Raw genomic sequence first — 1,679 nt, forward strand, 5'->3', positions numbered from 1 at the left:
GCGCCGGCGCCGACGCCCGGCCAGCGCATCTCCCTCCGCGGCATGCGCCGCACCATCGCCGAGCGCATGCACCGCAGCCTGCAGGAGATGGCCCAGCTCACCCTCAGCATGCGCGTCCGTATGGATGAAGCGCTCCGCCTGCGCGAGCAGCTCATCGCCGAGTGGGAGCCCGAGGGCATCCGCCCCTCCATCACCGACCTCGTCATCCGCGCGGCCGTGCGCGCCCTCCGCCAGCATCCCGCCCTCAACGCCCGCGTCGAACCCGACGCCATCGTCCTCGAGCCCGAGGTCCACATCGGCCTCGCTGTCGCCCTCGAAGCCGGGCTGGTCGTCCCCGTCATCCGCCACGCCGACCGCCTCACCCTCCACGACCTCGCCCGCGAGACCTCCCGCCTCGCCGCCGCCGCCCGCGCCGGAACCCTCGGCCTCGATGACTACGCCGGCCAGACCTTCTCCGTCACCTCCCTCGGCACGTCCGGGGTCGAATTCTTCACCCCCGTGATCAACCCGCCGAACGTCGCCATCCTCGGCATCGGCACCATCACCGACGACCTCCGCTGGGATGGCGACCGCCCCGTGCGCGCCCGTTCGCTCACCCTCAGCCTCACCATCGACCACCGCGCCGTCGACGGCACCCCCGGCGCTGCCTTCCTCGCCGCCGTGCGCGACCTCCTCGAATCCCCCTACCGGCTCCTGCTCCCATGACCGCGCCCGACCGTTTCGATGTCGCAGTCATCGGCGGCGGCGCCGCCGGGGTGGCCGCCGCCCTCGAGGCCGCGAGCCTCGGCGCCGCGGTCGCGCTCGTCGAATCCGCCCGCCCCGGCGGCAGCTGCGTCCACCACACCTGCATCCCGACGACCATCCTGCTCGAAAGCGCCGCCGCCTTCGTCGCTGCCCGCGAAGCCGCCGTCGCTGGCATCTTCACCGCCGGCGAAGCGCTCCAGCTCGGCCGCGCCAACGACCGCGCTGCGGCCCTCGTCCGCCAGCTCGCCGCCGGCGTCGAAACGGCCCTGCGCCGCGCCCGGGTCACCGTGCTCCAGGGCCGCGCCGCCTTCCGCCAGCCCGGCCTGCTCGAGGTGTCCGGCTCGGGCCCCCTCGCAGCCGATGCCGTGGTCGTCGCCGCCGGCTGCGCCTGGGAGCCCCCCGCCATCCCGGGCCTCCCCCCGGACCGCCTCGTCACCCCGGACGTCGTCCAGTCCTGGCGCGAACCCCCGGCCTCCTGCCTCATCCTTGGCGGCGGTCCTTCCGGCGGGCTTTTCGCTATTGAATACGCCGTCCTCCTCGCCCTCGCCGGGTCGGCGGTGACGCTGGCCGCGCCTGGCCCGCTCCTCTGCCCCGGCTTCGACGACGACCTCCAGCCGGTGATCGCCGACCTCCTCGCTGCCGTCGGCGTCACCGCGCGCGCCGGGCACGCGCCCGTCGCCGCCGAGGACCGCTGCGTCCGCCTCGCCGGCCCCGGCGGCGAATGTTCTGTGGAAGCCGATGTCGTGCTCGCCGCCGACCCCCGCGTCCCCTCCCTCGAAGGTCTCTGCCTCGAACGCGCCGGGCTCCAGCCGCGTGATGGCGCCATCCCCGTTGACCCCGCCTGCGCGACGGGGATTCCCGGCATCTACGCCGCCGGCGATGTTACCGGGACCGGCATGCTCTCCAGCACCGCCGCCCTCCAGGGCCGCGTCGCC

The 1,679-nt window shown here is 75.0% G+C and carries 2 protein-coding genes; both read left to right on the top strand.

What is annotated here, in order from left to right:
• A partial coding sequence (locus VAE46_RS12945) for a dihydrolipoamide acetyltransferase family protein (protein ID WP_322797360.1) occupies positions 1 to 705 on the top strand: 705 nt, incomplete at its 5' end.
• Positions 702 to 1,679, top strand: a 978-nt coding sequence (locus VAE46_RS12950) for an FAD-dependent oxidoreductase (protein WP_322797361.1), incomplete at its 3' end; no start/stop codon positions are given. The genes VAE46_RS12945 and VAE46_RS12950, both read left to right, overlap by 4 nt.

Origin of the sequence: Tepidiforma sp., from assembly GCF_034433535.1 — a bacterium.
GTDB lineage: Bacteria > Chloroflexota > Dehalococcoidia > Tepidiformales > Tepidiformaceae > Tepidiforma.